This window comes from Nguyenibacter vanlangensis, assembly GCF_013376155.1.
Lineage (GTDB): Bacteria > Pseudomonadota > Alphaproteobacteria > Acetobacterales > Acetobacteraceae > Gluconacetobacter > Gluconacetobacter vanlangensis.
Map to the genome: position 1 here is coordinate 1 of NZ_JABXXP010000284.1, position 3,628 is coordinate 3,628.

The 3,628-nt window shown below is 67.7% G+C and carries 4 protein-coding genes and 1 pseudogene; 2 read left to right on the forward strand and 3 right to left on the reverse strand.

The features are described 5' to 3' along the window. Positions 1-1,077: molybdopterin molybdotransferase MoeA (locus HUK84_RS12440; protein ID WP_176640577.1), on the reverse strand; the 1,077-nt coding region annotated here is incomplete at its 3' end. A gap of 159 nt (positions 1,078-1,236) precedes the next feature. Here HUK84_RS12440 and rpmG point away from each other — a divergent pair. Beyond that, the gene (rpmG, locus tag HUK84_RS12445) at positions 1,237-1,404 is read left to right on the forward strand and encodes a 50S ribosomal protein L33 (protein WP_176640578.1); all 168 of its coding nucleotides are present in this window, start codon (positions 1,237-1,239) and stop codon (positions 1,402-1,404) included. 107 nt (positions 1,405-1,511) lie between these two features. On the opposite strand, the gene HUK84_RS12450 is transcribed toward rpmG, so the two are convergent. Both HUK84_RS12450 and eno read right to left on the reverse strand, forming a co-directional pair. Next, positions 1,512-1,841, reverse strand: coding sequence for an FtsB family cell division protein (locus HUK84_RS12450; protein ID WP_176640579.1), 330 nt, complete (start codon positions 1,839-1,841; stop codon positions 1,512-1,514). A gap of 114 nt (positions 1,842-1,955) precedes the next feature. Continuing rightward, a complete protein-coding gene (eno, locus tag HUK84_RS12455) occupies positions 1,956-3,236 on the reverse strand; it encodes a phosphopyruvate hydratase (RefSeq protein ID WP_176640580.1) in 1,281 nt (426 codons plus the stop codon). Between the two features lie 187 nt (positions 3,237-3,423). On the opposite strand from eno, the pseudogene HUK84_RS12460 reads away from it, so the two are divergent. Then, positions 3,424-3,628 (forward strand): annotated as a pseudogene (locus HUK84_RS12460) (hypothetical protein); the annotation flags it as partial.

Below are 3,628 nucleotides of genomic sequence, written 5' to 3' on the forward strand. Positions count from 1 at the left end.
CCCGCCGGCATCGCGGCGCAGCGTGGCGCGCAGATGGTCCGCCCTCTGGTCGTTCTCCGGCAGGTCGCCCCCCAGCACCGCCTGTTCCGGCATCACCAGCCGGTCGCTCCGTCCGCTCAGGGCCCGAATCGCCGGCAGGGCGAAGACAATGCCGCAGACCAGCGCCGCGACCGGATTGCCCGGCAGCCCCAGCACCGGCACCGTGCCGATGCGTCCGAACATCAGCGGCTTGCCCGGCCGCATCGCGATCTTCCAGAAATCGACCGCCAGCCCGATCCGCTCCAACCCGCGCTGCACCAGGTCATAGCGTCCCACGCTGGCGCCGCCGGCGGTCAGCAGCATGTCGGCCCGTGCGATCCCCTGGCCCAGCCGGGCAATCTCGGCCTCGTCATCCCGCGCGTCGGGCAGAATCACCGGCACCCCGCCGCTGGCCCGCACCAGGGCGGCCAGCATCGGGGCGTTCGAATTGGCAATCCCGCCCGGCGGGATCGGACTGCCCGGCAGGGCGATCTCGTCGCCGGTCGACAGGATCGCGACGACCGGCCGCCGATGCACCGGCACCCAGGCATGATTCGCCGCTGCGATCAGCCCGACTTCCCGCGCCAGGATCGCACGGCCCTGTCCGACCACGACCTGGCCACGGGCGAAATCCTGCCCCTGCCGCCGGATATGCTGCCCGGCGCGCACATCTGCCGTCACGCCGATCCGCCCACCGCCGGCGCCATCCTGGGTTCCACCATGGGCAATCGTGTTTTCCTGGATCAGCACCGAATCGGCCCCGGCCGGCATCACGCTGCCGGTATACAGCCGCACGCAGCCCCCCTCGGGCACGGCGCCGGCAAAGGGATGGCCGGCCGGGCTTTCCCCCACCAGATTCAGCACGGCGCCCGCGCGGGCATCCTCCGCCCGCACCGCATATCCGTCCATCGCCGATATGTCGGCGGGCGGATTGTCCAGCCGGGCCGCGATCTCCCCCGCCGTCACCCGCCCCCATGAATCGGCCAGCGCGACCAGTTCCGGCCCGGTCGGCGACAGGTCCGCCAGAATCCGCTCCTGCGCCTCGGATACGCTCAGCATGGCTCCCGTTCTCCCTCCGCCGCGCGCCGCACACCCTGAATCTGCACGATTCGTGCGACTAATGCTTGACCTCGGGCCTCTGTATGCGCATTTTCCGCCGACTTGAACCACTGCTGCACCTGATTGTTCCAGCAGCGGCGGAGCAGTGCTGAGGATTCCATGGCCAAGACCAACACCATTCAGATCAAGCTCGTCTCGACGGCGGACACCGGCTACTTCTACGTGACGAAGAAGAACGCCCGCGCCCAGACCGGCAAGCTCGAGATGCGCAAATACGATCCCGTCGCGCGGAAGCACGTCGCCTTCCGCGAAGCGAAGATCAAATAATCGGCCGCATCCACAGGGTCCCACCCGCGGATGCGACAAAAAAGCCGGGCGCCCCACGGGGCCCCGGCTTTTTGCGTTACGCCTCGCCTGACGGAAACGCCCGCCCCTCAATAAAGCCGGTCGTGCGCCCCATAGGGAACGACCAGTTCATTCGAGCGCGACAGGTTCAGCATCGCCCGCGCCCGCTCGTCCAGCGTGTCGCGGTCCAGCGCGTTTTCCTTCAGTCCCCGCACCCGCCGGGCCCAGGCAAGCTGTTCCGACATCGCGTCCTGCTGGGCGGCACGCGCCTCATCCAGCAGCCGGAGCTGCGCCTGATAGCTGTGCATGCCATGATCGCCCTGCATGGCGTTCCAGCCGAAATAACCGGTCAGCCCGATGAACAGGGCAGGGGGAACGACCATGCGGATTGCCCGCCGAATCATCCGGCCGATCTGCATGGTCGATAAGTCCCTCTCCGATTCGTCACGAAGTATTCCCGATCCGGCGCCGGCGGAAAACAGAATTTCCCGCCGGACGCGCCGGATCGCGGTATTTTTTGCCCTTCGGGCCGTTCAGGCCGTCTTCAGGATCGTCCGGCCCGCATAACGGGCCGCCGTGGCCAGCTCGTTCTCGATGCGGATCAGTTGGTTGTATTTCGCCGTGCGGTCCGAACGCGACAGCGACCCGGTCTTGATCTGCCCGCAATTGGTCGCCACCGCCAGGTCGGCGATCGTCGAATCCTCGGTCTCGCCCGAACGATGGCTCATCACGGCGGTATAGCCCGCGCGCTGCGCCATCTCGACGGCTTCCAGCGTCTCGCTCAGCGTGCCGATCTGGTTCACCTTCACCAGCAGCGAATTGGCGATGCCGGCCTTGATGCCGCGGCGCAGCCGCTCCGGATTGGTCACGAACAGATCGTCACCCACCAGTTGCACCGTCTTGCCCAGCGCGGCGGTCAGCGCGGCCCAGCCTTCCCAATCGTCCTCGGCCAGCCCGTCCTCGATCGACACGATCGGATAGCGCGCGGCCAGGTCGGCCAGATAGGCCACCATGCCGGCCGAATCCAGGGTCTTGCCTTCGCCTTCCATCACATAGCGGCCGTCGCGATAGAACTCGGTCGACGCGCAATCCAGGGCGAACGTCACATCGTCGCCGGGGCGATAGCCCGCCGCCTCGACCGCCTTGGTGATGAAGCCCAGCGCCTCGTCGGCCGATTTCAGACCGGGGGCAAAGCCGCCCTCGTCGCCGACATTGGTGTTGTGCCCGGCCGCCGACAGGCTCTTCTTCAACTGGGCGAAGATCTCCGAGCCCACGCGCACCGCATCGGCGAAGGTCGGCGCGCCCACCGGCTGGATCATGAATTCCTGGATGTCGATCGGGTTGTCGGCATGCTGGCCGCCATTGACGATGTTCATCATCGGCACCGGCAGCGTGCGGGCATAGACCCCGCCGACATAGCGATAGAGCGGGATCTGCAATTCCTCGGCCGACGCCTTGGCCACCGCCAGCGACACGGCCAGGATGGCGTTGGCACCCAGGCGCCCCTTGTTCGGCGTGCCGTCCAGGTCGATCATCGCCTCGTCGATCGCGACCTGGTCCATGGATTCGACGCCCTGCAGCGCCTCCAGGATCTCCTTCTCGACATTCTCGGCGGCCTTCAGCACGCCCTTGCCGCCGAAGCGCGACTTGTCGCCGTCGCGCAGCTCGACCGCCTCATGCGCGCCGGTCGAGGCGCCCGACGGCACCGCGGCCCGTCCCTGCGCGCCGGACGCCAGCTCGACATCGACCTCGACGGTGGGATTGCCGCGGCTGTCCAGGATCTCACGCGCAATGATATCGACGATAGCACTCATGGGTCTGCTTCCTCATTATGTGGATATTGGGCCGTCGCGGCGTCTGTCAGGATGCGCAACGGCGACCGGCACCCTCCCTCCCGCGCACGGACAGGGACAGGACGCGTCGCTCGGCCGGCCGAAGCCGCTATGGTGGGGTCGTTTCCGGTCACGGGCAGGATCATAGCAGCACGAAACGGAGAAGAACATGAAGCGCCTGCCGCTCCTGGCCATCATTCTGGCGATCGCCAGCCCCGCGCCCGCCCTGCTCTTCGGCGCCGGGGTCGTTTTTTTCCCCGCCGGCCAGCCCGCACCGGGCGCCGGAACGGGGGCCGTATCGGGGCCGATGATGGCGCTCGCCGCCTATTGCGGCCTGCTTCTCGCATTCGGCGGCGCGGTCCATTGGGGGCTGG

What these genes read in the sequence shown, in the direction of transcription:
- rpmG (WP_176640578.1), top strand. Translation starts at nt 1,237, where the DNA reads ATGGCCAAGACCAACACCATTCAGATCAAGCTCGTCTCGACGGCGGAC.
- HUK84_RS12450 (WP_176640579.1), bottom strand. Translation starts at nt 1,841, where the DNA reads ATGCAGATCGGCCGGATGATTCGGCGGGCAATCCGCATGGTCGTTCCC.
- eno (WP_176640580.1), bottom strand. Translation starts at nt 3,236, where the DNA reads ATGAGTGCTATCGTCGATATCATTGCGCGTGAGATCCTGGACAGCCGC.